General features: G+C 71.5%; 20 protein-coding genes and 1 pseudogene. 16 read left to right on the forward strand and 5 right to left on the reverse strand.

The window, feature by feature from the left end; genetic code table 11:
* Nucleotides 1–16: 16 nt before the first annotated feature.
* A complete protein-coding gene (gene argH / locus QM782_RS13460; RefSeq protein ID WP_415203414.1) occupies nt 17–1,414 on the reverse strand; it encodes an argininosuccinate lyase in 1,398 nt (465 codons plus the stop codon).
* Between the two features lie 71 nt (nt 1,415–1,485).
* Here argH and QM782_RS13465 point away from each other — a divergent pair, with 71 nt between their 5' ends.
* The 6 genes from QM782_RS13465 (at nt 1,486) to QM782_RS13490 (ending at nt 9,961) form a co-directional block, all read left to right on the forward strand.
* Nucleotides 1,486–2,523, forward strand: coding sequence for a histidine kinase (locus tag QM782_RS13465; protein ID WP_415203415.1), 1,038 nt, complete (start codon nt 1,486–1,488; stop codon nt 2,521–2,523).
* 31 nt (nt 2,524–2,554) lie between these two features.
* Complete coding sequence (locus tag QM782_RS13470; protein ID WP_415203416.1) at nt 2,555–3,295, forward strand: LytR/AlgR family response regulator transcription factor; 741 nt, start codon at nt 2,555–2,557, stop codon at nt 3,293–3,295.
* A 125-nt stretch (nt 3,296–3,420) separates the two neighbouring features.
* Entirely contained in the window at nt 3,421–4,707 is a 1,287-nt protein-coding gene (locus QM782_RS13475; RefSeq protein ID WP_415203417.1) for an ATP citrate lyase citrate-binding domain-containing protein, read from the forward strand.
* Between the two features lie 26 nt (nt 4,708–4,733).
* Complete coding sequence (locus QM782_RS13480; protein ID WP_415203418.1) at nt 4,734–7,460, forward strand: CoA-binding protein; 2,727 nt, start codon at nt 4,734–4,736, stop codon at nt 7,458–7,460.
* 19 nt (nt 7,461–7,479) lie between these two features.
* On the forward strand, nt 7,480–8,787 hold the full coding sequence (locus QM782_RS13485; RefSeq protein WP_415203419.1) for a CitMHS family transporter: 1,308 nt from the start codon (nt 7,480–7,482) through the stop codon (nt 8,785–8,787).
* A 10-nt stretch (nt 8,788–8,797) separates the two neighbouring features.
* Nucleotides 8,798–9,961, forward strand: a complete 1,164-nt coding sequence (locus QM782_RS13490; RefSeq protein WP_415203420.1) for an ABC transporter substrate-binding protein — start codon at nt 8,798–8,800, stop codon at nt 9,959–9,961.
* Nucleotides 9,962–9,968: 7 nt separating this feature from the next.
* On the opposite strand, the gene recJ is transcribed toward QM782_RS13490, so the two are convergent.
* Nucleotides 9,969–11,675, reverse strand: coding sequence for a single-stranded-DNA-specific exonuclease RecJ (gene recJ / locus QM782_RS13495; RefSeq protein ID WP_415203421.1), 1,707 nt, complete (start codon nt 11,673–11,675; stop codon nt 9,969–9,971).
* Nucleotides 11,672–12,619, reverse strand: a complete 948-nt coding sequence (locus QM782_RS13500) for a hypothetical protein (RefSeq protein ID WP_415203422.1) — start codon at nt 12,617–12,619, stop codon at nt 11,672–11,674. The genes recJ and QM782_RS13500 overlap by 4 nt, the downstream gene beginning before the upstream one ends.
* Before the next feature lie 220 nt (nt 12,620–12,839).
* Between QM782_RS13500 and QM782_RS13505 the strand changes: the two genes are divergently transcribed.
* The 3 genes from QM782_RS13505 to lolD all read left to right on the forward strand — a co-directional run bounded on the left by QM782_RS13505 (nt 12,840) and on the right by lolD (nt 17,200).
* Complete coding sequence (locus QM782_RS13505) at nt 12,840–15,179, forward strand: putative bifunctional diguanylate cyclase/phosphodiesterase (protein ID WP_415203423.1); 2,340 nt, start codon at nt 12,840–12,842, stop codon at nt 15,177–15,179.
* 70 nt (nt 15,180–15,249) lie between these two features.
* Nucleotides 15,250–16,506, forward strand: a complete 1,257-nt coding sequence (locus QM782_RS13510; protein WP_415203424.1) for a lipoprotein-releasing ABC transporter permease subunit — start codon at nt 15,250–15,252, stop codon at nt 16,504–16,506.
* Nucleotides 16,499–17,200: a lipoprotein-releasing ABC transporter ATP-binding protein LolD gene (lolD, locus tag QM782_RS13515; protein WP_415203425.1), complete on the forward strand. Its 702-nt coding sequence runs from the start codon at nt 16,499–16,501 to the stop codon at nt 17,198–17,200. Before QM782_RS13510 ends, lolD begins: the two co-directional genes overlap by 8 nt.
* Here the strand turns inward: lolD and QM782_RS13520 are convergent.
* A complete protein-coding gene (locus QM782_RS13520) occupies nt 17,180–17,884 on the reverse strand; it encodes a glutathione binding-like protein (RefSeq protein WP_415203426.1) in 705 nt (234 codons plus the stop codon). The two genes, lolD and QM782_RS13520, sit on opposite strands and share 21 nt — an antisense overlap.
* 149 nt (nt 17,885–18,033) lie before the next feature.
* Here QM782_RS13520 and QM782_RS13525 point away from each other — a divergent pair, with 149 nt between their 5' ends.
* Together QM782_RS13525 and QM782_RS13530 are read left to right on the forward strand one after the other, a co-directional pair.
* The gene (locus QM782_RS13525) at nt 18,034–18,882 is read left to right on the forward strand and encodes an N-formylglutamate amidohydrolase (RefSeq protein WP_415203427.1); all 849 of its coding nucleotides are present in this window, start codon (nt 18,034–18,036) and stop codon (nt 18,880–18,882) included.
* Entirely contained in the window at nt 18,882–19,997 is a 1,116-nt protein-coding gene (locus QM782_RS13530) for an NAD(P)/FAD-dependent oxidoreductase (RefSeq protein WP_415203428.1), read from the forward strand. The genes QM782_RS13525 and QM782_RS13530 overlap by 1 nt, the downstream gene beginning before the upstream one ends.
* A gap of 55 nt (nt 19,998–20,052) precedes the next feature.
* Here QM782_RS13530 and QM782_RS13535 read toward each other — a convergent pair.
* A pseudogene (locus tag QM782_RS13535) lies at nt 20,053–20,807 on the reverse strand (IS5 family transposase); the annotation flags it as partial.
* Between the two features lie 235 nt (nt 20,808–21,042).
* On the opposite strand from QM782_RS13535, the gene QM782_RS13540 reads away from it, so the two are divergent.
* The 5 genes from QM782_RS13540 to QM782_RS13560 all read left to right on the forward strand — a co-directional run bounded on the left by QM782_RS13540 (nt 21,043) and on the right by QM782_RS13560 (nt 24,909).
* A complete protein-coding gene (locus QM782_RS13540) occupies nt 21,043–21,960 on the forward strand; it encodes a DUF6683 family protein (RefSeq protein WP_415203429.1) in 918 nt (305 codons plus the stop codon).
* A 289-nt stretch (nt 21,961–22,249) separates the two neighbouring features.
* Nucleotides 22,250–22,687, forward strand: a complete 438-nt coding sequence (locus QM782_RS13545; RefSeq protein WP_415203430.1) for a nuclear transport factor 2 family protein — start codon at nt 22,250–22,252, stop codon at nt 22,685–22,687.
* A 12-nt stretch (nt 22,688–22,699) separates the two neighbouring features.
* Nucleotides 22,700–23,206: an RNA polymerase sigma factor gene (locus tag QM782_RS13550; protein WP_415203431.1), complete on the forward strand. Its 507-nt coding sequence runs from the start codon at nt 22,700–22,702 to the stop codon at nt 23,204–23,206.
* A gap of 9 nt (nt 23,207–23,215) precedes the next feature.
* The gene (locus QM782_RS13555; RefSeq protein WP_415203432.1) at nt 23,216–24,052 is read left to right on the forward strand and encodes an anti-sigma factor family protein; all 837 of its coding nucleotides are present in this window, start codon (nt 23,216–23,218) and stop codon (nt 24,050–24,052) included.
* Nucleotides 24,053–24,144: 92 nt separating this feature from the next.
* Nucleotides 24,145–24,909, forward strand: a complete 765-nt coding sequence (locus QM782_RS13560; RefSeq protein ID WP_415205648.1) for a substrate-binding domain-containing protein — start codon at nt 24,145–24,147, stop codon at nt 24,907–24,909.
* Nucleotides 24,910–25,104: the final 195 nt, after the last annotated feature.

A 25,104-nucleotide genomic window follows, 5' to 3' on the forward strand; every position in this document is an offset into this window, starting at 1 on the left:
CGGCGCCTCGGCCGCCTCAGCCCAGCCGCGCGCGGTGCCGCGCGATCTGCGCCCTGACCTGCGCCGGCGCGGTGCCGCCCAGCGTCCCGCGCGCATCCAGCGAGCCGCGCAGGCTCAGCACGCCGTAGACGTCCTTCTCGATCGCGGGGTGGAAGCCCTGCAGCACGGTCAGCGGCAATTCCGACAGGTCGCAGGCGTGCGACTGCGCGGCCTTGACCGCGTGCGCCACGGTCTCGTGCGCGTCGCGGAACGGCAGGCCTTTCTTGACCAGGTAGTCGGCCAGGTCGGTGGCCGTGGCGTAGCCGCGCGCGGCGGCCTGCTCCATGGCCTGGGGCACGACGGTGATGCCTTGCACCATCTCGGCGAAGATGCGCAGCGTGTCCTTCAGCGTGTCGACGGTGTCGAACAGCGGCTCCTTGTCTTCCTGGTTGTCCTTGTTGTAGGCCAGCGGCTGGCCCTTCATCAGCGTGATCAGGCCCATCAGGTGGCCGACCACGCGGCCGGTCTTGCCGCGCGCCAGTTCGGGCACGTCGGGGTTCTTCTTCTGCGGCATGATCGACGAGCCGGTGGTGAAGCGGTCGGCGATGCGGATGAAGCCGAAGTTCTGGCTCATCCACAGGATCAGTTCCTCGGACAGGCGGCTGACGTGCACCATCGCCAGGCTGGCCGCGGCGGTGAACTCGATCGCGAAGTCGCGGTCGCTGACGGCGTCCAGGCTGTTCTGGCACACGCCTTCCATGCCCAGCGTGCGCGCCACGCGCTCGCGGTCCAGCGGGTAGCTGGTGCCGGCCAGCGCGGCGGCGCCCAGCGGCAGCCGGTTGGTGCGGCGGCGCACGTCGGCCATGCGCTCGGCGTCGCGCGCGAACATCTCCACGTAGGCCAGCATGTGGTGGCCGAAGCTCACCGGCTGGGCCACCTGCAGGTGGGTGAAGCCGGGCAGGATCACGTCCGCGTTCTGCTCGGCGATGCCGACCAGCGCCTTCTGCAGGTCCGTCAGCAGGCCGTCGATCAGGTCGATCTCGCCGCGCAGCCACAGCCGCACGTCGGTGGCCACCTGGTCGTTGCGGCTGCGCCCGGTGTGCAGGCGCTTGCCGGCGTCGCCGGCGAGCTGCGTGAGCCGCGCCTCGATGTTCAGGTGCACGTCCTCCAGGTCGAGCTTCCAGTCGAACGCGCCGGACTCGATCTCCTGCGCGATCTGCGCCATGCCCTTCTGGATGGCCGCGAGGTCGTCGGCCGAGATGATCTGCTGCGCGGCCAGCATCTCCGCGTGCGCCAGGCTGCCGGCGATGTCGGCCTGCCACAGGCGCTTGTCGAAGAACACGCTGGAGGTGTAGCGCTTGACCAGCTCGCTCATGGGTTCGTCGAACAGGGCCGACCAGGCCTGGGATTTCTTGTCGAGTTGGTTCTGGGACATGGAGGTGCGGGAGAGGGGGGCGGTGCGCGCAGGCGGTGGCCCATAATCCGGGCCCCGCCCGCAGCCCGCGCATGAAGGACCCGTCAATTTTATCGGCCTTCCAGGACCGCGCGGCCCCGCCGCGCCGGGGCCGCCGCGATTCCACGCTCGTGTTCGACGCCTGCCAGCCGGGCGTCGTGCTGCGGGCCATCCTGTTCGTCGGCACGGTGCTGGCGGTCGGCGCGATGTATGGCAGCGCCGGCGTCGTGCACTGGCTGCAGCGGCTGGCGCTGTGGGCCGTGGGCGCGCTGCCGGCGACGCTGCTGTGGCTGGCGCTGGGCTGCAGCCTCAAGCACAGCCTGGGCCGGCTCGGGCGGCGCGCGCACTATCCGGCCGGCGTGGTGCTGGGCGTGCTGTCCGGGCTCGCCGCCTGCGCGCTGCTGCGCGTCACCGGGGCCGTGGCCGATCCGCCCTGGCTGGCCTGCGCGGCCACCGGGCTGCTGCTGTCGATGCTGCTGGTCGCCGGGCTGCTGCTGCGCGCCCGCTCGCGCACGCCGGCGGCCACCGCCGCGCTGCTGGCCGAGCTGCAGGCGCGCATCCGGCCGCATTTCCTGTTCAACACGCTGAACAGCGCGATCGCGCTGGTACGCGAGGAGCCGGCCAAGGCCGAGGCGCTGCTGGAGGACCTGGCCGAACTGTTCCGCCACGCGCTGATGGCGCCGGCCGCGTCCGTCACGCTGGGCGAGGAGATCGCGCTGGCCGAGCGCTACCTGGCGATCGAGGAGGTGCGCTTCGGGCGGCGGCTGCGGGTGCAGTGGTCGCTCGATCCGCGGGCCGAGGACGTGCGCCTGCCGCCGCTGCTGCTGCAGCCGCTGGTGGAGAACGCCGTCAAGCACGGTGTGGAACCCAGCGACGAAGGGGCCGACATCCGCATCAGCAGCGAATGCCAGGGCACCACGGTGGTCATCCAGGTCGTCAACACCGTGCCGGCCGGCCAGGGGCCCGCCGGCCACGGCGTGGCGCTGGACAATGTGCGCCGGCGGCTCGGCCTGCTGCACGACATGCGCGGCAGCTTCCAGGCCGGCATGCGGCACGGGGTGTTCCGCGTGCGCATCGAGGTGCCGATGTGAGCCGCCGGCCAACCATCAGAGGAGCCGAGCCATGGCATTGCGCGTGTTGATCGTGGACGACGAGCCGCTGGCGCGTGCGCGCCTGCGCACGCTGCTGGGCGACTGCCATGCGCCGGCGGCGCTGGTCTGCGGCGAGGCCGCCAGCACCGCCGAGGCGATGGCGCTGCTGCAGCGCGAGCGCTTCGACCTGGCCTTGCTGGACATCCACATGCCCGGCCGCGACGGCCTGGTGCTGGCCAACGGCCTGCGCGCGCTGCCGCAGCCGCCGGCGGTGGTGTTCGTGACGGCCTATGCCCAGCATGCGCTGCAGGCCTTCGACGTCGAGGCCGTGGACTACCTGACCAAGCCGGTGCGGCTGCAGCGGCTGCAGCATGCGCTGCAGAAGGTCGAGCGGCTGCGCGGCCTGGCGGGCCAGCCGGCCGAGCCGGACGCGGACGCCTTCATCCTGATCCAGGACCGCGGCCGTACCGAGCGCGTGCCGCTGGCCCAGGTGCTGTACCTGAAGGCGGAGCTGAAGTACGTGACGGTGCGCACGCTGGCGCGCAGCTACATCCTCGACGGCGCGCTGAACGACCTGGAGGCGCGCCATCCCGAGCACTTCCTGCGCGTGCACCGCAACGCGCTGGTGGCGCGCAAGGCCCTGCGCGCGCTCGAGAAGCACCACGACCCCGAGGAAGGCGAGGGCTGGGCCGTGCGCCTGCACGGCCTGGACGAGCCGCTGGCCGTGTCGCGCCGGCAGCTCGCCGCGGTGCGCGAGGTGCTGGCCGGCTGAATCCACGCGCCCGGCGCGCATGGCGTGCCATCGGGGTTATCCCTCGACTCCGTGATGGCGGACTGAAAGCTTCGATTCCTAGCATCGAAGCCGTTCCCCTCACCACAACCAACGGAGACAACGCCATGCAGATCACCGGCATGTTGCACGGGTCGCGCCTGCTCGAATTCGCAGGCTTTCCCACGACCGAAGTCCTCGGTCCCGGCGCCACCGAGGAGGAGATCAAGGCCATGCTCGACAAGCACGGCCTCCTGTTCGTCAAGCCGGTCTTCAAGGGCGGCGTGGGCAAGAAGGGCAAGGCCGGCCTGCTGGGCCGCGCCAAGGACATGCAGACCGCGCTGGCCGAGAAGGAGCGCCTGTACTTCGCCGAGCACGTGCACGGCAACCAGCGGGCCAAGGCCAATGGCGTGACCTTCGAGGCCGGCGTGCCGGCCGAGCACGAGGTCTACTTCTCGATCACCGACTCCACGCACTACCGGGCGCCGATGATGACGCTCACGCACATGGGCGGCATGGACATCGAGGAGCTGGACAAGAGCCTGGTGGCCCAGGTGCCGTTCGACCCGCTGACCGGCCTGAAGGCCTTCGTCGTGGCTAACGCGCTGACCGAGATCGGCGCGCCCCGGGAGATCATCTCGCCGCTGGTGCAGCAGCTGCCCAAGCTGTGGGAACTGTTCCACAACTTCGGCATGACCACGCTGGAGCTGAACCCGATTCGCATGCGGCCGGACAAGCGGGGCCGCCTGACGCCGGTGGCCTGCGACTTCAAGTGCGGCTTCGACCGCGACGACCCGCGCTGGCTGCGCCTGAAGCTGCCCGTGCACCTGTTCGCCGCCGACTACTCGCCCTTCGAGCAGGAGATCAACACGCTGCGCACCCACCAGGGCCAGAGCGACGTGTACGTCATCAACGACAAGGGCACGGTGCTGGCGCCGACCTTCGGCGGCGGCGCCAACTCGCTGGTCACCGAGATGCTGGGCGACGCGGCCATCATCAGCTCGGACTTCGGCGGCAACCCGCCCTACGAGAAGATGAAGGAGGTCGCGCGCATCTGCTTCAAGCACTGGCTGCGCCAGGCCAACGTGCTGTTCATCATCGGCGGCAAGAGCAACAACACCGACATCTTCGAGACGCTGCGCGCCATGGCCGACGCGCTGCGCGAGCACTTCAGCGCGCACGGCCCCACGCCGCTGTACGTGGTGCTGGGCCGCGGCGGCCCGAACCTGGTGCGCGGCATGGGCGCGCTGCGCGACACCTGCGACGCGCTGGGCCTGCCGTACCGGCTGTTCGGCTTCGATTCGGACATGAGCGAGGTGATCCAGTTCGCCAAGGACGTGGACGCCTGGATGCAGAACGGCGGCCGCCAGCAGGTCGCCAGCCGCCTGGGCATCGAGGCCCCGGTGGCCGCCTGAACCCTCATTTCCTGCGGAGACACATCATGCTGAACAACAACTGGCAGCGGCGCGGCGTCGGCGACTTCAAGTACCACGTGGGCATCAGCTCGCTGACGCAGGTCGCCTCGCGCGACGACCGCGTCTGCGTGCTCAACATCCTGGGCGGAGAATCCAGCGACGTGACGCCCGTGAGCCATGCCTACTCCGGCGGCAACGTGGTCTGCGGCACCGCGCCCGGCAAGGGCGGCTCGGTGCTGGAGACGCCGATCGGCGACATCCCGGTCTACAACAACGTGCGCGACGCGCTGGCCGCCGGCCACCGCTTCAACTGCGGCGTGGTCTACCTGCCGCCCTCGGCCGCGCGCGACGGCGTGGCCGAGCTGATCCGCGTGAACCCGGACCTGCGCAAGATCTTCATCATCACCGAGAAGATCGCGGTGCACGACGCGCGCGAGATCCGCGCCATGGGCCAGCAGAACGGCATCGACATCTTCGGCGCCAACGGCCTGGGCGTGGCCGACTCGTGGAACCAGGTGCGCATCGGCGGCGCGCTGGGCGGCGACAAGCCCGGCGATTCGCTCAAGCCCGGCTCGATCGCGATCTTCTCCAACTCCGGTGGCTTCTCCACCACGATCGCGCAGTACCTGCGCATGGCCGGCTGGGGCACGACCACCGTCATCAGCAGCGGCAAGGACGTCTACATCCACTACGCCGCGCCCGAGTTCGCCTTCGCGCTGGCCAACGACGCGCGCAGCAAGGCCGCGGTCCTGTACTGCGAGCCGGGCGGCTACTACGAGTACGACGCGCAGTTCACCAAGCCGGTGGTGGCCTGCGTGGTCGGCCGCTGGAAGAGCAAGCTCACGCGCGCCGTGGGCCATGCCGGCGCCATGGCCGGCGGCAACGACGACGCCCAGGCCAAGGAACGCTGGTTCATGGAGAAGTTCGGCGTGGACGGCATCTTCACGCCCGAGAACCCGGTGTTCTCGGCCAGGGGCGCGGTGGTGACCAACATCGCCCACATCCCGGCCGCGCTGACGGCGGTGATGCGCGCCAACGCCACCATGCCCGACTTCGCGCCCGAGGGCAGCCTGGCGCTCAAGCCCTGGTTCGGCTCCGACGAAGGGCTGGACCTGCCCGAGGCGCTGCGCATCCCGGTGGTGCGCGCCATCGCGCCGTACGACGAGCAGATCGCGCTCCTGAACACGCAGATCGGCGGCGTGGTGCCGCGCCAGGCCATGAAGGACGCCTCCGGCGCCTCGCAGATGGACCCGAAGACGCAGGTCAGCAGCCTGCACGGCACCAGCATGCTGACGGCCGCCACGCTGCCGCTGGAGTCCAACGTGGCGCTGGCCCTGGTGCACGACGTGGGCGGCGAGAACGACCGCAAGCTGGTCGCGCCGGCCATCGCGGCCTACGTGAACCTGCACGGCAAGCCCGAGTTGGCCGCGGCCCAGGCCAGCCGCGAGGCCGGCAACGCGCCCAACGCCGTGCTGGCCGCCGCCGCCGCCATCGTCGGGCCGAAGCGCCAGCAGGCCGCCCGCGAGGCGCTGCGCTTCATGATCGAGCGCTTCCATGCCGCGGGGCTGGGCAACGAGTTCGGCGCCTCGCTGTCCGACGACTTCGACGTGGGCCGGGTCGACGCCGATGGCGGGCCGGCGCTGACCGCCGCCGCGCCCGACGCCCAGGCCGAGCGGCTGCTGGCCGGCGTCCAGGCGCGCGGCGCGCGCTCGGTGTTCCTGCGCTGGCTGCAGAGCCAGCCCGGCCATCCGACCGAGGCCGCGGTGCTGGCGGCCATCAGCGCCACGCTGGCCTGGGGGCCGCTGTCGCGCAAGCGCATCTCGCGCGTCACGGCCGAGAGCTTCCCGTGGTGGCTGCAGCTGTTCGGCACGCTGATCGGCGCCTCGGCCGATGCGAGCCAGCACGCCGAGGGCCGCTTCTGCGGCATCGACGACGCGCGGCTGCTCGGCCAGCTCCGCCTGGGCGAGATCGCCTTCGCCGCGCTGCTGGGCCAGTTGCCCAAGCAGGACGACCTGTTCGCGTTCGAGACCCTGGTCGGCCTGCTGCTGACCAACGGCCCCGGCGCGATCTCGGCCCAGGGCGCCAAGGGCGCGGTGTCCTCCGACGGGCCGGAGCAGCCCGAGCGCGTGCAGCTGAACAAGGCGCTGATGGGCTTTCTGACGCACACCGGCTATGCGCACGGCGGCAACGGCTACGAAGGCATCGCCTACCTGTGCGAGCAGTTCAAGGACAGCGGCCTGCAGGACCCCTCCGCCGCCGAGCACGGCGTCGACCTGCAGGCGCTGGCCCGGCGTGCGGTGGAGCAGTACGCCCGCTACAAGACGCAGAAGAAGAGCGCCGGCAGCCTGGACATCGCCAAGCTGCCGGGCGTGAACCACCCGGTGTTCAAGGACAAGCCGGTCAACCACGACCCGCGCGAGGTGTTCATCGCCCGGCAGTTCGAGGCACGCGGCGAGCGCAACGTGTTCCACGCCTTCTACCGCGAGCTGGTGCAGGCGCTGTACGACGCCGGCGTCTCGCGCAACGTCTACTGCGTGAACGTGGACGCGGTGATCGCCGCGCTGCTGCTGAAGATGCTGTGGCAGCCGCTGGCGGCCGGCCAGATCGGCGAGCGCGAGCTCGAGACGGCCGCGTTCACGATCTTCCTGTACCCGCGTATGCTAGGCTGCGCAGCCGAGGCCGACGACCACCTGAACCGCGGCCGCAACATGGACACGCGCACCGCGGCCTCTGCCTGCAGGTTCGTGGCCTGAGCTGGCGGAGACAAGAAAGATGCTGACCACACTTGCCTACACGATGATCATCGTCTTCATGGCGCTGATCATGACCAAGCGCCTGTCGGCGATGATCGCGCTGATCATCGTGCCGATCGTTTTCGGGCTGATCGGCGGCTTCGGGATGGGCCTGGGGCCGATGATGCTCGATGGCATCAAGAAGCTCGCGCCGACCGGCGTGATGCTGATGTTCGCCATCCTGTACTTCGGCATCATGATCGACGCCGGGCTGTTCGACCCGGCCGTGCGCATGATCCTGAAGATCGTCGGCCACGACCCGACCAAGATCGTGATGGGCACCTTCCTGCTCGCCACCTGCGTCTCGCTGGACGGCGACGGCTCCACCACCTACATGATCACCTGCGCGGCCATGCTGCCGCTGTACCACAAGCTGGGCATCAGCCGGCTGGTGCTGACCTGCGTGATCATGATGGCCGGCGGCAACATGAACATCCTGCCCTGGGGCGGCCCGACGGCGCGCGCGGCCAGCGCGCTGGGCGTCGAGGCGAGCCAGCTGTTCGTGCCGATGATCCTGCCGATGATCATCACCGGCGCCTGGGGCCTGTTCGTCGCCTTCGTGCTGGGCCGCCGCGAGCAGCGCCGCCTGGGCCGCATCGACCTGCCGGTGGGCGGGGGCGTGGTGGCCGACCCCGCGGTCGGCGCCAGCGAGTCCACCGCGCGCCCGCACCTGATCTGGGTCAACCTCGCCCTGACCATCGCGCTGATGGTGCTGCTGATCATGGACACCTTCCCGCTGCAGGTGCTGTTCATGGTGGCCGCCGCGATCGCGCTGATGATCAACTACCCGCGCCTGGGCGAGCAGAAGGAGCGGCTCGAGGCGCATGCCGCCAACATCGTGCCGGTGGTGGCGCTGATCTTCGCGGCCGGCATCTTCGTCGGCATCCTGTCGGGCACGAAGATGGTGGACGCGATCGCGGCCAGCGTCATCTCCGGCCTGCCGCACTGGCTGGAGCCCTACCTGGCGGTGGTCACCGCGGTGCTGAGCGTGCCGTTCACCTTCTTCATCTCCAACGACGCGTTCTACTTCGGCATCCTGCCGATCCTGGCCAAGGCCGGCGCGATCCACGGCTTCACGGCCGCGGAGATCGGCCGCGCCTCACTGGTCGGCCAGCAGGTGCACCTGCTGAGCCCGCTGGTCGCGTCCACCTACCTGCTGGTGGGCCTGGCCAAGGTGGAGTTCGGCGACCACCAGCGCTTCACGCTGCTGTGGGCGCTGTCGGCGGCGGTGGTGATGCTGGTGGCCACGCTGCTGCTGGGCGTGATCCCGCTGGCGCGCCTGGGCTGAGGTGCAGGCCATGGACGAGCACGCACTGCCTCCGTTCGCCACCCGCCGCCGCCTCGTGCTGGGGCTGGCCGCGCTCGGCGCCAGCCGGCTGGCCGCCGCGCAGAACGCGGACGAGCTGCTGGACTTCGCGCCGCGCGCCGCGCCGCCGGCCGGCTACTCGGCAGACTACGCCGCCACCGTGCGCGCGGCCGAGGACGAGGGCCGGCTGGTCATCTACGCCACGACCGACACCGACGTGGCGCAGCCGCTGCTGGACGACTTCCAGGCCATGTACCCCCGCGTGCACGTGGAGTACGAGGACCAGACCAGCACCGAGATGCACCACCGCTTCGTGGCCGAGACGCAGCTCGGCCGCGACACCGCGGACGTGCTGTGGAGCTCGGCCATGGACCTGCAGGTCAGCCTGGTCGAGCAGGGCTATGCGCTGGCCTATGCCTCGCCCGAGCGCGCCGGCCTGCCGGACTGGGCGCGGCTGCACGACCAGGCCTGGGCGACGACCTTCGAGCCCATCGCCGTCGCCTACAACAAGAAGCTGGTGCCCGAGCCGCCGCGCACGCATGCCGACCTGGCCAAGCTGCTGGCCGCGCAGGCCGCGCCGCTCAGGGGCAAGGTGATGACCTTCGACGTGGAGAAGTCGGGCCTCGGCTTCCTGCTGGCCGCGCAGGACGCGCGCGCCATGCCGGCAGCGTTCTGGGAACTGGCCGAGGCCATGGGCAAGGCCGGCGTGCGCTTCGCCGCGACCACCGGGGCCATGCTGCGCCAGGTGGCCAGCGGCCAGGCGGCGGTGGCCTACAACGTGCTGGGCGCCTACTCGCTGGCGCAGGCGCGCCGCCACCCGGAGATCGGCGTGCTGTTCCCGAGCGACTACACGCTGGTGCTGTCGCGGCTGCAGTTGATCGCCCAGCGGGCGCGCCGGCCCAACGCGGCGCGGCTGTGGGTGGACTACACGCTGTCGCGGCGCGGCCAGGCGCTGATCGCGCGCCAGGGCCTGTACGCGGTGCGCGCCGACGTGCAGGGCCAGACCACGGCCGCGCAGCTGACGCAGCAGCTGGGCCAGGCGCTGCGGCCCATCGTGCCCGGCGCGGAACTGACGCGCGACCTGCAGCTGGAGCCCTACCGCGCCTTCATCCAGCGCTGGCGCCAGGCCATCGGGCAGCCGCTGCGCGGCCGCTGAGGCTCGCTCAGCCGCCGCCGTCCATTCCTTCGACCACGAAGCGCACGCGGCGCTGGCCCTGCCATTCGTCGGCGCCGAGCCGGAAGGCCAGCACCGCGCGGTCGGGCAGCGGCTCGGCGCGGCCGAACCAGATGCCGTCCACCGGCTGGCCCTGGTGGCGCAGTTTCAGCGCCAGGTGGCGCTCGCCGACCAGGCGCTGCGACAGCACCTCGACCTCCTCGCTGAAGGTCGGCGGCGCGAAGCCCTGGCCCCAGACCTCGCGCTCCAGCGCGTCGACCATGTCGGCGCGGCGGTACTCGGGTGGCAGCGGGCCGTCGGTGTCGAGCCGCCGCGTCAGCGCCGCCTCGTCCAGCCATTCGGCGGCGATCGCGCGCAGGCCGGCGTCGAACTCGGGCCAGCGGTCGGCGGCCACGGTGCAGCCGGCCGCCATCGCGTGGCCGCCGAAGCGCAGCAGCACGCCGGGATGGCGCTTGGTCAGCAGGTCCAGCGCGTCGCGCAGGTGGAAGCCCGGGATCGAGCGGCCCGAGCCCTTGAGCGCACCGCCCTCGTGCGCGGGCGCGAACACGAAGGCCGGGCGGTGCAGCCGGTCCTTCAGCCGCGAGGCGACGATGCCGACCACGCCTTCGTGGAAGCCGGGGTCGTAGACGCACAGCGCCGGCGGCGGCGCGGCGTCCGGCCCGCACAGGGCCGCGGCCACGGCCAGCGCTTGCTCGCGCATCTCGCCCTCGATGCCGCGGCGCTCGCGGTTGATCGCGTCCAGCGTGCGCGCCAGCTCGGCGGCGCGCCCGGGGTCGTCGGCCAGCAGGCATTCGATGCCCAGCGTCATATCGGCCAGCCGGCCGGCGGCGTTCAGGCGCGGGCCGAGCGCGAAGCCGAAGTCGAAGGCCGTGGCCTGGGCGGCGCGGCGGCCCGCGGCCTCGAACAGCGCGGCGAGGCCGGGCTGGGCGTGGCCGGCGCGGATGCGGCGCAGGCCCTGGGCCACGAGGCGGCGGTTGTTGGCGTCCAGCCGCACCACGTCGGCCACGGTGCCGAGCGCGACCAGCGGCAGCAGCGCGTCCAGCCGCGGCTGCGCCGCGGCGCCGAAGGCCCCGCGCGCGCGCAGTTCGGCCCGCAGCGCGATCAGCACGTAGAACATCACGCCGACGCCGGCGATGGACTTGCTCTCGAACGCACAGCCCGGCTGGTTCGGGTTGACCAGCACCTCGGCCGCCGGCAACGCCGGGCCGGGCAGGTGGTGGTCGGTGACCAGCACGGCCATGCCCAGCGCGCGTGCGCGCGCGACGCCCTCGACGCTGGCGATGCCGTTGTCCACCGTGACCAGCAGGTCGCAGCCGCCGGCGTGCACGCGTTCGGCGATCTGCGGCGTGAGGCCGTAGCCGTCGACTACGCGGTCGGGCACCAGGTAGCGCACGCTGCGCGCGCCCAGCAGGCGCAGGCCGCGCACGGCCACGGCGCAGGCGGTGGCGCCGTCGCAGTCGTAGTCGGCCACGATGCAGATGCGGGCATCGCGCGCGATCGCGTCGGCCAGCAGCCGGGCGGCGGCGTCGGCGCCGCGCAGCGTGTCGGTGGGCAGCAGCCGGGCCAGGCCGTCGTCGAGCTCCTCGTGGCTGCGGATGCCGCGCGCCGCGTACAGCCGCGCCAGCAGCGGGTGCACGCCGGCCTGCTCCAGCGCCCAGGCCGCGCGCGGCGGCACGTCGCGCGGACGGATCTTCACAGCGCCTCCAGCACGGCGGCGGGGCTGGTGGCCGTGCGCCAGCCGCCCAGCAGGCGCGTCCAGGCCGGGCGCGGGCGGCCGTCCAGGCGCTGCCAGGCGCGGCGGCCGCACAGCGTCAGCGCGACCGGTTCGCCGGCCTGCAGCCGGGCCAGCAGCGGCGCGCAGTGTTCGCGGTCGACCTGCGTCCAGGCCTGCGCCCAGGCGGCGGCGTCGCCGCGCAGCGCGCCGTCGCGCAGCTGCACGGCCACCTGCGGTTCGGCCGCGGCGGCCTGCGGCGCGGCCGGCCAGGTGCCGCAGCCGCTGATCCACAGCGCGTTGACCGGCGTGCGGCGCGCGGCCTCGCGGGCGGCGTTGACGGGGTGCGTGTAGAGCAGCATCTGCATCTCGTTCTGCAGGCGGCGCAGCAGCGGGCTGCCGGGCAGCCAGGGGTGCAGGTCGTCCTCGCCCAGCACGCGTTCGGGGCCGGCCGTGGCCAGGCCGCGCCAGGGCTCGCCGTGGGCCAGCCAGGCGTGGCCCAGCCAGCGCTCGCAGACGATGCCGTCCTCGGCCAGGTAGGGCGCCATCGTGGCCAGCAGGGCCTCGGCTTCGTCGGGCGCGAGCTGCAGCGCGGCCGGGTCGGTCAGGCCCACGGCGCTCATACCGACTTCCAGGTGGCAGGGCGTCAGCAGCGCCCAGGCCCGGTCGCCCGGCGCCAGGCCGGCCTGGCGCGCCGCGCGCGCGGCCCAGGGCCAGCGGCCGTCGCCGCCGGGCAGCGCCAGGGCCTCGGCCAGTGCGCGCTCGGCCGGCGTGTCCAGCGCCGCGTCGGGCAGGCGCTGCACGGGGCCGGGCGCCAGGCGCGCCAGCAGGGCCGCCAGCGCGGGCAGCTGCAGCGTGCCCAGGGCGGCGCGGCAGGCCGGGGCGTCGCTGGCGGCGTGGGGAATCAGCAGGGCGGCGGGAGCAGGCATGGCGCGCGATTGTCCCGGAGTTGGCCGGCCGCCGTGGAGCGCCGGGATTCGTGCTGCGCGATAGCGAACACAGTGCAAGCAGTGGTTACTAAAATGAGCAAATGTCGCCATCGCCGGGGTGCCTGCGTCGCCTCCCGGAAGGCATTCCACCAGAGCCACGCCACGCCATGCAGGTCCGTCTCCGCTGCGCTGCGCTCCCCACTGCGGCCGGGCTGCTCCGATGAGGTTGCCGCGCGTCCTCGGCCGGCTAGCGGCGCTGTTCCGGGTCTACGACGCGACCGAGGCCGACGCCGCCCGTTTCCGCGCGCGCCAGCTGCAGGGCCTGCTGGCGATCACGCCGGCGCTGATGGCGGTCAACGTGCTGAACGCGATCGTGATCGCCATCGTGCTGTGGTCGCATGCGCCGCATGCCCTGCTGCTGGGCTGGGGCGTGGTGATCGTGCTGCTGGCGTCCAGGGGCCTGCACGGCTGGCTGCGTTCGCGCCGCGCCGGTCCGCGGGCGACCGCCTCGCGGCGGGCCGTGTGGCGCGCGACCCTGCAGGCCGGCCTGATGGGCCTGGCCTGGGCCGTGCTGCCCGCCACGCTGTTCCCGCTGGTGGAAGAGAACGGCCGCTTCTTCGTCGGCACCATCACCGTGGGCATGATCTGCGGCGGCGGTTTCGCGCTGTTCACGCTGCCGGGCGCGGGCACCACGTTCGTGCTGCTGGTGGCGGCGGGGGGGCTGCTCGGGCTGGCGCGCGCCGACCAGTGGACGGGCTCGCTGCTGATGCTGGCGCTGTTCACGACGGCCGTGGTGTACGCGGTCTGGGCGTTCGCGCGGACCTTCGCCGCGCGCCTGCTGGCCGAGGCGCGCGCCGACCAGCAGGCCGAGGTCATCGGGTTGCTGCTGCGCGACTTCGAGGACCACACCAGCGACGTGCTGTGGGAGATCGACGCGGGCGGGCGCTTCGTGCGGGCGTCGAGGCGGCTGGCCGAGCGGCTGGGCGTGCCGCGCGAGCGGCTGCGGCGGCTGCGCGCGCTGGCGCTGCTGCGCCGGCTGTGCCCGCCCGGCGAGGAGGCGCGCCGGCTGATGGCGGCGCTGCGCCGGCGGCTGCGCGAGGGCGGCGCCATGCGCGAGCAGATGGTGGCGCTGCGGGCGGGGGACGACACGGTCTGGTGGGCGCTGACGGCCCGGCCGCTGCTGGACGCGGCCGGCGTGCCGGCCGGCTGGCGCGGCGTGGCCGCGGACGTGACCGAGCGCCAGCTGGCGCACCGGCGCCTGAGCTGGATGGCGCACAATGACGCGCTGACCGGCCTGGGCAACCGGGCCAGCTTCCGCGAGGCGCTGCAGGCGCAGCTGCAGGCCGACGCCGGCCGCACGGCGCCGCTGGCGGTGCTGGTGATGGACCTGGACGGCTTCAAGCAGGTCAACGACGGCATGGGCCACGCGGCTGGCGACGCGCTGCTGCAGGCCTTCGCGCGGCGGCTGCAGACCGTGGCGCGGCGCAGCGACGGCATCGCCCGGCTCGGCGGCGACGAGTTCGCGCTGCTGGCGCTGGGGACGCGGCGCGAGGCCGACCTGGAGCCGCTGCTGCAGCGCCTGCTGGCCGCGCTGGCCGAGCCGGTGCAACTGCAGGGCCGGCCGCTGCAGCTGCGCTCGAGCATCGGCGTGGCGCTGGCGCCGGCCGACGGCGACGACGTGGATGCGCTGATGAACCACGCGGATGCCGCGATGTACGAGGCCAAGCGCCAGGGCGGCAACCGCTGGGCCTTCTACCACGCGGGCCTGGCCGAGACCACGCGCCGGCGCGTGCTGATGCAGCAGGCGCTGCGCGGCGCAGTCGAGCGCGGCGAGTTCCGGCTGGCGTTCCAGCCCCAGGTCTGCGCCAGCAGCGGCCGGCTGCGCGGCTTCGAGGCACTGCTGCGCTGGTGCCATCCCGAGCTGGGCGAGGTCGAGCCGGCCGAGTTCATCGGCATCGCCGAATCGGCGGGGCTGATGCACGACATCGGCCGCTGGGTCATGGCCGAGGCCTGCCGCCACGCCGCGGGCTGGCCGCCGGAGCTGAGCGTGGCGATCAACCTGTCGGCCACCCAGCTCGGCGCGAGCGATCTGGTCGAGCGCATCGAGGCCGCAGCCGGCGCGATCGCGCCGCAGCGCATCGAACTGGAGGTGACCGAGTCCGCGCTGGTGGACGACATCGACAACGCCGTGACCACGCTGCAGGCGCTGCGCCGGCGCGGCTACCGCATCGGGCTGGACGATTTCGGCACCGGTTACTCGGCGCTGGGCTACCTGCGCCGCTTCCAGTTCGACACGCTGAAGATCGATCGCAGCTTCGTGCAGGACCTGTCGCGCAACGACGGCGCGCGCGTGATCGTGGACACCATCCTGGCGATGGCGCGCGCACTGCAGGTGATCGCGGTGGCCGAGGGCGTGGAGACCGAGCGCCAGGCCGACATGCTGCGCGAGCGCGGCTGCGAGCTGCTGCAGGGCTTCCTGTTCAGCCGGCCGCTGGCGGCGGCGGAGATCCAGGGCTTCCTCGCGCAGCAGGACGCCCTGGCCGCGGCGGCGCTGCCCTGAGGGGCGGCCGCGGCGCGGTGCCACAATCGCCGGTTCCGCGGCGGGCGTCTCCTGCCGGTCCACTCGGTCGATGCCCATTCCCTATGAACTGACGGTCGGCTGGCGCTACACCCGCGCCGGGCGGGCGACCCGCCGCAACGGCTTCATCTCCTTCATCTCCGGCGTGTCCATGCTGGGCATCGCGCTGGGCGTGGCCGCGCTGATCATCGTGCTGTCGGTGATGAACGGCTTCCAGAAGGAGGTGCGCGACCGCATGCTGAGCGTGGTCTCGCACATCGAGATCTACGCGCCGCAGGGCCAGGCCATCCCCGACGTGCAGCGCACCATGCAGGAGGCCCGGCGCAACCCGCAGGTGATTGGCGCGGCGCCGTTCATCGCCAGCCAGGCGCTGATCGCGCGCGGCGAGGACATGAAGGGCGCGCTGGTGCGCGGCATCGACCCGGCGACCGAGGGCGAGGTGACCGACCTGGCCGGCGGCCAGCGCGGCGCGGCCATCGCGCGGCTGGTGCCGGGGCAGTTCGGCATCGTGCTGGGCGTGGACCTGGCGCGCGGCCTGGGCGTGCACGAGGGCGACGCGGTGACGCTGGTCGCGCCCTCGGGGCAGGTCACTCCGGCCGGCGTGGTGCCGCGCCTGAAGCAGATGACGGTGGTGGGCCTGTTCGACTCGGGCCACTACGAGTACGACTCGGCGCTGGCCATGGTCCACATCCAGGACGCCGAGCGGCTGTTCCGCCTCGAAGGCCCGAGTGGCGTGCGGCTCAAGCTGCGCGACCTGCACCAGGCGCGCGAGGTGGCGCTGCAGCTGGCCGGCACGCTGTCGGGCGACCTGCTGCTGCGCGACTGGACGCGCCAGAACGCCACCTGGTTCGCCGCCGTGCAGCTGGAAAAACGCATGATGTTCATCATCCTGACGCTGATCGTGGCCGTGGCCGCGTTCAACCTGGTCAGCACGCTGGTGATGACGGTGACCGACAAGCGCGCCGATATCGCAATCCTGCGCACGCTGGGCGCCAGCCCGCGCAGCATCATGGGTATCTTCATGGTCCAGGGTGCCATGGTCGGCGTGATCGGCACGCTGGCCGGGCTGGCGCTGGGGCTGGCCGTGGCCTTCAACATCGACGTGATCGTGCCGGCGCTGGAGCGGCTGTTCCATGCCAGCTTCCTGCCGCGCGAGGTCTACCTGATCAACCGCATGCCCAGCGACCCGCAGCAGGGCGACATCGTGCCGATCGCCGTGATCTCGCTGGTCCTGGCCTTCCTGGCGACCCTGTACCCGAGCTGGCGCGCCAGCCGCGTGAACCCGGCGGAGGCGCTGCGCTATGAGTGACGCCCCCATCCTGCTGGCCCAGGGCCTGGGCAAGCGCTTCCACGAAGGCCGCATCGACCTGACGGTGCTGCAGGGCGTGGACCTGGCGGTGCACGCCGGCGAGACGGTCGCCATCGTCGGCGCCTCCGGCTCGGGCAAGAGCACGCTGCTGCATCTGCTGGGCGGGCTGGACGCGCCCTCGGCCGGCCGCGTGCAGCTGGCCGGCCAGGACCTGGGCGCGCTGGGGCCGGCCGCGCAGGGCGCGCTGCGCAACCGCGAGCTGGGCTTCGTCTACCAGTTCCACCACCTGCTGCCGGAGTTCAGCGCGCTGGACAACGTGGCCATGCCGCTGTGGATCCGGCGCGAGACGCGCGCCGCCGCGGCCGCGCGCGCCGCGGCGGTGCTGGCGCAGGTCGGCCTGGGCGAGCGCATGGCGCACCGGCCGGCCGAGCTCTCGGGCGGCGAGCGCCAGCGCGTGGCGATCGCGCGCGCGCTGGTCGCCGCGCCGCGCTGCGTGCTGGCCGACGAGCCCACCGGCAACCTGGACCGCGCCACGGCCGAGGCCGTGTTCGGCCTGATGCTGCGGCTGGCGCGCGACCATGGCACGGCCTTCGTGGTGGTGACGCACGACGAATCGCTGGCCGCGCGCTGCGGCCGGCTGCTGCGGCTCAACCGCGGGGTGCTGGAAGGCGGATCAGCGCGGCCGGCCCTGTGAGCCGCCGCCGAACAGGGCCTGGCGCGCCTCCTCGCTGAGCACCGGCGCGCGCAGCTCGCGGCCCAGCGCCAGCCCGCGCTGCACGCCGGGCCGGGCCATCGCGGCGGCGTGCCAGCGCGCGATGTGCGGGTGCGCCGCCAGGTCGATGCGGTGGGCCTTGTGCATGCGGATCCAGGGCAGCACGGCGATGTCGGCGATCGAGAACGCCGCGCCGGCCACGTGCGCGCCGGTGCTGCCGAGCTGGCGGTCCAGCACGCCGTAGAGCCGGCGCACCTCGATGCCGTAGCGCTCGATCGCGTAGGGCACGTGCTCGGCTGCGTACTGCAGGAAATAGCCGTACTGCCCGGCCATGGGCCCCAGGCCGCCGACCTGCCACATCAGCCACTGCAGCACCTGCAGCCGCTCGGGGCCGGCGGCCGGCAGCAGGCAGCCGGCCTTCTCGGCCAGGTACAGCAGGATGGCGCCGGTCTCGCTGACCGTCAGCGGCGGGCAGCCGCCGGCGGGCGCATGGTCCACGATGGCCGGCATCTTGGGGTGCGGGTTGATCAGCGCGACGAACTCGGGCGTGAAATGCTCGCCGCGGCCGATGTTGACCGGCACCATGCGGTAGGGCAGGCCGCACTCCTCCAGCATCATGGAGATGGTCCACCCGTTGGGCGTCGGCCAGTAGTGCAGCTCGATCATGGGATTGGCACCAGGTGCGGCAGGCGCCCCGGTGCCGGACGCGCCCTGCCGAGAGAGGAGTATTCCACGGTTCGGCCGCGTGGCGGCCGCACCGCGGGGTGCCCGTGGGCGGGATCGCCGGGGCGGTGTTTTGCCGCACAATCCGGCGCATGTCTTCCTATGTTCGCGCCCTGGCGGGAAGCACCCCGCTGGTTCTGGATTCCCCCCACAGCGGCACGACCTATCCCGAGGATTTCGGCTGCGTCTGCGCGTTGCAGGTGCTGCGCCGGACCGAGGACACGCATGTGGAGAAGCTCTACGACTTCGCGCCGGCGCTGGGCGTGGCCTGGATCGAGGCGCTGTTCCCGCGCAGCTACCTGGACGCCAACCGCGACCTGACCGAGATCGACGAATCGCTGCTGGACGCACCGTGGCCCGGCCCGATCGCGACCGACCCGCGCGTGCTGTCCAAGGTGCGGCTGGGCAAGGGCCTGATCTGGCGCACCACCGACGAGGGCGTGCCGCTGTACGACCGCAAGCTCTCGGTGGCGGAGGTGCAGGGCCGCATCGCGCGCTGCTGGCAGCCCTACCACGCGGCCGTGGCCGCGGCCATCGACGCGGCGCACGCGCGCCACGGCTACAGCCTGCACGTCGACTGCCATTCGATGCCGGCCGTGGCCTCGCGCTATGCCACCGATTTTCCGGGCCTGGCGCATGCCGATTTCGTGGTCGGCGACCGCGACGGCAGCACCGCCGCGCCGGCGCTGTCGCGGCTGATCGGCGAGCACCTGCAGGGCCTGGGCTACGACGTCTCCTACAACCACCCGTACAAGGGCGTGGAGCTGGTGCGCCGCTACGGCGACCCGGCGCGCCAGCGCCACAGCGTGCAGCTGGAGATCAACCGCAAGCTCTACATGGACGAGCAGACCCTGGTGCTGCACGAGGGCGCCGAGCGGCTCAAGGGCCATCTGCGCTCGCTGGTCGAGCGGCTGCTGGCGACCGACCCGAGGAGCCTGTGATGGACCGCGTCGACCTGATCGTGATCGGCGCCGGCGTGGTCGGCCTGGCCACCGCGCGCGCGCTGGCGCTGTCCCCGGCCTTCGCCGGCCGCGAGATGATGGTGCTGGAGGCGGCCGACGCCATCGGTACCGGCACCAGCTCGCGCAACAGCGAGGTGATCCACGCCGGCATCTACTACGCCCAGGGCTCGCTGAAGGCCGGGCTGTGCGTGCACGGCAAGGCGCTGCTGTACGCCTACTGCGCCGAGCGCGGCATCGCCCACCGGCGCTGCGGCAAGCTGATCGTCGCGACCGACGAGGCCCAGGTCGCCCAGCTGGCCGGCATCGTCGCCAAGGGCGCGGCCAATGGCGTGGACGACCTCGTGCTGCTGTCGGCCGACCAGGCGCGCGCGCTGGAGCCGCAGCTGCGCTGCACCGCCGCCATCCATTCCCCGTCCACCGGCATCGTCGACAGCCATGGGCTGATGCTGGCGCTGCAGGGCGATTTCGAGAACGCCGGTGGCGTGGTCGCGCTGAACACGCCGGTGGAGCGTGCGCGCCGCGTGCCCGGGGGCTTCGTGCTGACGATGCGCGACGGCACCGAGCTGCTGGCCGGCGCCGTGGTCAACGCCGCGGGCCTGACGGCGCAGGCGCTAGCGCGCCGCTGCGAGGGCCTGGACCCGGCGCTGGTGCCGCCCAGCCATTTTGCCAAGGGCAACTACTTCACGCTGGCCGGGCGCGCACCGTTCTCGCGGCTGATCTACCCGGCCCCCGAGGCTGCCGGCCTGGGCGTGCACCTGACGCTGGACCTGGGCGGCCAGGCCAAGTTCGGGCCCGACGTGCAGTGGGTCGAGTCGCCCGACGACCTGGTCGTCGACCCGCGCCGCGGAGACGCCTTCTACGCCGAGGTGCGCAAGTACTGGCCGGGCCTGCCCGATGGGGCGCTGCAGCCCGGCTACGCCGGCATCCGGCCCAAGATCCAGGCGCCGCACGAGCCGGCGCGCGACTTCGTGATCCAGGGGCCTGCCGAGCATGGCCTGCCCGGGCTCGTCAACCTGTTCGGCATCGAATCGCCGGGGCTGACCAGTTCGCTGGCCATCGGCGAGCGCGTGGCCGCGCTGCTGGGCGACGGCTAGGCGTGTCATCAATCAGCGCCCGCAAAGGCCGTGTGGATCGGGCCTGTGGTGCAAGCCACGCCATGGCTGCGGCTAGGTGAACGGCTCCCGGAAGGTTGCGCACAGCCTTGTCGTAGCGCGTGGCACTGGCACGGCACTGCTGCAGGCGCGCAAAGAAATTTGCGATCAGGTGGCGTGCCTCGCACAGGTCTCGGTCATGTTCGCGCGGCTGTTCGTTCGTTCCCCGCGAAGGGATGACCATGGCCTTGCCTTGGCGCAGCAAGGGCTCGATCGGCCGGGCAGGGCCTCGTAGGCGTTGTCGGCGATGACGGCCTGCGCGGGTGTTGGCCTTGAGCAGGATTCGGCACCCTGAAGGTCGTGGGCCTGGCCCTGCGCGAGGTGAAGGTCCGTGGGGTGGCCCAGCGCATCGACCGTGGCGTGGATCCTGGTACTCAGGCCGCCTCGGCTGTGCGCCCGAGCGCTTGATGTGGTCGGGCTCCCCCTTTAGCCCCGGCACTGTGCTGATGGGCGCGCACGATGGTGCGTGTCGATCAGCGCGTATTCGTTGTCCGCGTTCTGCGCCAAGGCTTCAAATACCCGCTGCCCCACACCGCTGGTGTTCCAGCGCGAGTGGCGTGTGTGCACGACGCGGAAATCGCCAAAGCGCGCCGGCAAGTCCCGCCAGGGGATGCCGGCACGGTAGCGATACAGCACTGCATGCACGAACAATCGGCGGCCCTTGGCCCTGGCTCCGGGCTGTCCTGCCCGGCCCGGCAACAAGTGCTTGATGCGCTCCCATTGCCCATCATCCGGGGCATGTCTCTTGGCCATCGTCTCCACATGATGGAAGGAACTGCTTCCAACGACCTGGCCCGATTGATGACAGGCGCCCGAGCCCGTTGTCTTTTTGACGTGTCAGGGGGATCCTGTGGGGGCCGGGTTGCCATGGATGCGTTTAAAGCCGAGGATCGGGGGACGGGGCTGGAGCCGGCCTGGTGGACTACCCGGGGGAGGCCAGATGGTCGAGGCCTCGCTGCGCCCGCATGGCTGAAGCAAGAAGCGCCGGGTGATCATCGTGCGTCAGTGCATCTGCTGGCGTGGCGCGGGCGGCCCATCGAGGGCAGTCGCCGAGGCTGACCTGGCAGTCTCCCCGATCCTCGGGGGGGGGGGCGTCGGCCTGCTGCTTCCCGATGGCCGCATCGGAGAGTCTTCGCCGCTAGGAGAACGGATGAATCATTTGCCCCGTTGCTTCCCCCGCCTGCGGATTTCGTGGCGCGACGCCGTCCACGCGCTGCTGGCAGCTCTGCTCACCACGGCCTTGTCCACCGCACAGGCCGATCCGCCGATCTTCGTGCCCAGCGACGACCTGGCCACGGGCCTCATGCAGGGCGTGCTGGCCAGGCGCATGCTCCAGAAGGGGCAGAAGAAGCGACAAGAGGCGGGCAATGCGGCGTTCGTCGAAGGCGGCATGGACCATCGCGCCCGAACCATGACCGTCGTGCCCGTCCGGGCCACGCCCCGCGCGCCACAGAAGCTGGCCCAGCACTACCCGCCCCAGCGCCGCGTCGAGGCGGTGCGGACTTTCCGCCAGTTGCTGGACGGCTACCACCAGGTCGAGGCGCGCATGGGCGTGCCCCGCGGCGACCTGGCTGGTGCGCTGGCCGCCTTCATCGCCGGCAACCTGATGGCCTACCACGACCGCGACGTCCCCGACGCGTACTTCCCGGCCGTGGTCGAGCAATTGCGCCCCGCCGTCGTCGGCCAGCCCGGCTTTGCGCGCATCGGCACCGCCGAGAAGCAGGACGCCTACGAACAACTCGCCATACTGGGCACGTTCATGGCGCTCACCCGCCAGGCCCTGCGACGCCAGCCCGATGCGCAGATCCAGGCCCGCATGCGAGAAGCGGCGCGCGGCTACCTCGCGCAGTTGGGCGTCGACGCCGCCCGCACGGAGATGACTGCGCAGGGGGTGGTGCAGCGCTGAGAAAGCGGCGCGGTGAATGCCCATCCCATCCGCTCAGGGTCGCCGGCCCCGCACGGAGGTTCGGTGAGCCACCGGGACGCTGAAGGAATGGCGCGCCAAGCAGACTGACGGTGTGGAGGCGGATGTGACGAGGCCGACCAAGCGTGCAGGCCTTGCTGTGGCGGGGTGGGCCGCGTCCCATGGAATTTTTCCCGGGCCTCTGGAATAAAGCCAGGACCGCGAACGTCTGCTGCGATGACGGACCACAAATGGTCCTTCAAGTCCTGATCAATCTTCCCTTGGAGCCTCCATGCTGAAACGCCTGTTCCTTGTTTCCGTGGCCAGCGGCATGTCCCTGCTCGCCAGCGCCGTGCACGCCGCGGCTGCCGATGATGCCCGCAGCCATTTCCAGGCCATTGCCGCCGGCGACGTCGACGCGGTGATGCGTGCCTATGCCGAGGGGGCCCAGCTCCAATGGGTGGGCGGGCCACTGGACGGCAGTTATTCCAGTGCCGATGCCATTCGCGGCGTCTGGACGAAGTTCGCGGGGTCGCAAGGCCCCCTCAGGCTCCAGGTCGGCGCGCTGGAGGAGTCGGCCAACCCCCAAGGGGCGACGGTATCGGCGAACGTGCTGTTCGAAGGCAAGGGCCGGATCCAGGTGCGCTACATCCTGACGTTCCGTGACGGCAGGATCGTCAACGAGATCTGGCAGATCGACCCCAAGCTCCCGGTACCCCAGACCCACTGAGCCGCTCCACGCATGAGCTTGCACGACGAGCACATCCTGCTGGCCTGGCTGCCACGGCTGAGGCGCTATGCGCGTGCGCTGACCCGCCACCGGGAAGATGCGGATGACCTCGTCCAGGAGACGCTGGAGCGGGCCTGGTCCAAGGCGTCGCACTGGCCCCAAGTCTCCGACATGCGGGCCTGGCTGTTCAGCATCATGCACAACCTGTACATCGACAGGGTGCGACGACCGGGGGTGGCGACGGTCGAGTGGCAGGAGGGAGAGGACATCGTTGTCGCCGCGCCCTCCGCGGGTCACCCGGAGATGCTCGACCTGCAGGACGCGCTGTTGCATCTGAGCGCCGAACAGCGGGAGGTGGTGCTGCTGGTCGGGCTGGAGGGCATGACGTATGCCGAAGTGGCGCTGACGCTGGGCATTCCCACGGGTACGGTGATGTCGCGGCTGGCACGCGGGCGCGAGCGCTTGCGCTCGCTGATGGAGGGAAGCGCACCGCCTGTACGCATGAAGGTCGTGAAGTGAGCTGCTGCCATGAAAACCTCTTCCCCCGTCACTGAAGCCGAGTTGCATGCGCTGGTGGACGGCCAGTTGGCCGAAGGCCGCGCGCGCGAGGTCGACGCCTATCTCGCCGCGCATCCGCACGAAGCGCACCGCGTGGCGGCGTGGCGGGCGCAGAACCGCGAGCTGCATGGGCTGTTCGACGGCGTGGCCGATGAGCCGATCCCGGCCGGGTTGTTGCGGGCGGCTCGTCCTGCTGCGCGCTGGACGACTTGGCGCCTGGTGGCCAGCGTCGCTCTGGTATGCGCCGGGGGCGTGCTGGGCTGGGGACTGCGCGGCGAACTTGCGGCTTCACGCCACCAATCGCCGACCGCCGCAAGGGGGGAGGCCGGCAACGCCAACGGCTTTGCGCAGCGGGCGGCGGTTGCCCATGCCGTCTTTGTGCCGGACCAGCGGCGCGCGGTGGAAATCGATGGCCTCCACGAGGATCAGCTCGTCACCTGGCTGTCCAAGCGCATGGGGAGCCCCATGCATCCACCGCGCCTGCAAGCGCTCGGCTACACCCTGGAAGGTGGTCGCTTGCTGCCCGGTGGCGCAGGTCCCGTGGCGCAGTTCATGTACCGCGACTCCGTAGGAACGCGGCTCACCTTGTACGTTTCCAACGAAGTGCGAGCCGCCACGACGGCGGCTCGCAGCGAAGGGAATGCCGTGCCCGGCGAGACTGCGTTCCGGTTCGTGCGAGAGGGTGACGTCAATGTGTTCTATTGGATCGATGGCTCGTTCGGCTATGCGCTTTCCTCCTTCTCGAGCCGGGCGGAACTGGGGCGTGTTTCCACCGAGGTCTATCGCCAGATCGGCAACGGCAGGTAGTGGCCTGAACCTGCTTTTCTCTTTTCCTCTTCTTCTTGCGGAGCACATCCATGTGCAGTTTCAGAATGTCCACGAGGGTCTCGCCCCTTCGTCTGGTGGCCGCCATCGCGCTGACCGCGGCAGCGCTGACCGCGGCGGCGAACGAGCCGGTGACGATCAATGTCTATGGTCCGGGCGGACCGGCCCCTGCCATGCAGGAGGCCGCCCAGGCGTACGGCGCGGCCAGTGGTGTCCGTGTCGAGGTGGTGGCCGGACCGACTCCGCAGTGGGTGGAGAAGGCCAAAGCGGACGCCGACGTCGTGTTCAGCGGTGCCGAGAACATGATGAGCGACTTTGCCAAGGCGCTTCCGGGTGCCTTCGACCTGCGTGAGGCCGAACCGCTCTACCTGCGTCCGGTGGCGATCCTGGTGCGCCCAGGCAATCCCAAGGGGATCCAGGGCTTCCACGACCTACTGAAACCGGGCATCAAAATCCTGGCCGTTGCCGGCGCCGGCCAGACAGGGCTGTGGGAAGACGTCGCAGGCCGGACGGGAGACATCGATATCGTGAAGGCGTTCCGGCGCAACCTGGTATTGCCGGAGGCGGCCAACAGCGCGTTGGCGCGCCGGCAATGGACCGAGCGGCCCGAGATCGATGCCTGGCTGATCTGGAATATCTGGCAGGTTGCCAATCCCGGCCTGGCGCAGGTCGTGCCCGTGGAGGAGCCGTATCGCATCTATCGAGACGCCGGAGTGGTATTGACCGCCAAAGGCAAGAATGTTGAGGCAGCACGCGGTTTCGTCGCCTACCTGAAATCCGAAGAGGGTCGGCGTGTCTTCGCCAAGTGGGGGTGGCATACGCAACCCGGTACTCGGTAGCTTTGCCTCGGCTGGTCTTCTAGCCGCAGCGGCGGTGTGGCGGCGACGCCGGATCTCACGACTTCCTCGGCTTGCTGGCGGCCATTCTTCGTCGCGCCGGACCCCGCTCACGCCGCGGTCCTGTCCGTCAGAACAGGCTGTGCCAGCCTGAAGCAGCCCCGGTTTGACGAGCACCTTACGCTGTAGAACAAGGAG

It is taken from the genome of Pseudorhodoferax sp., from assembly GCF_047601025.1.
GTDB lineage: Bacteria > Pseudomonadota > Gammaproteobacteria > Burkholderiales > Burkholderiaceae_C > Pseudorhodoferax.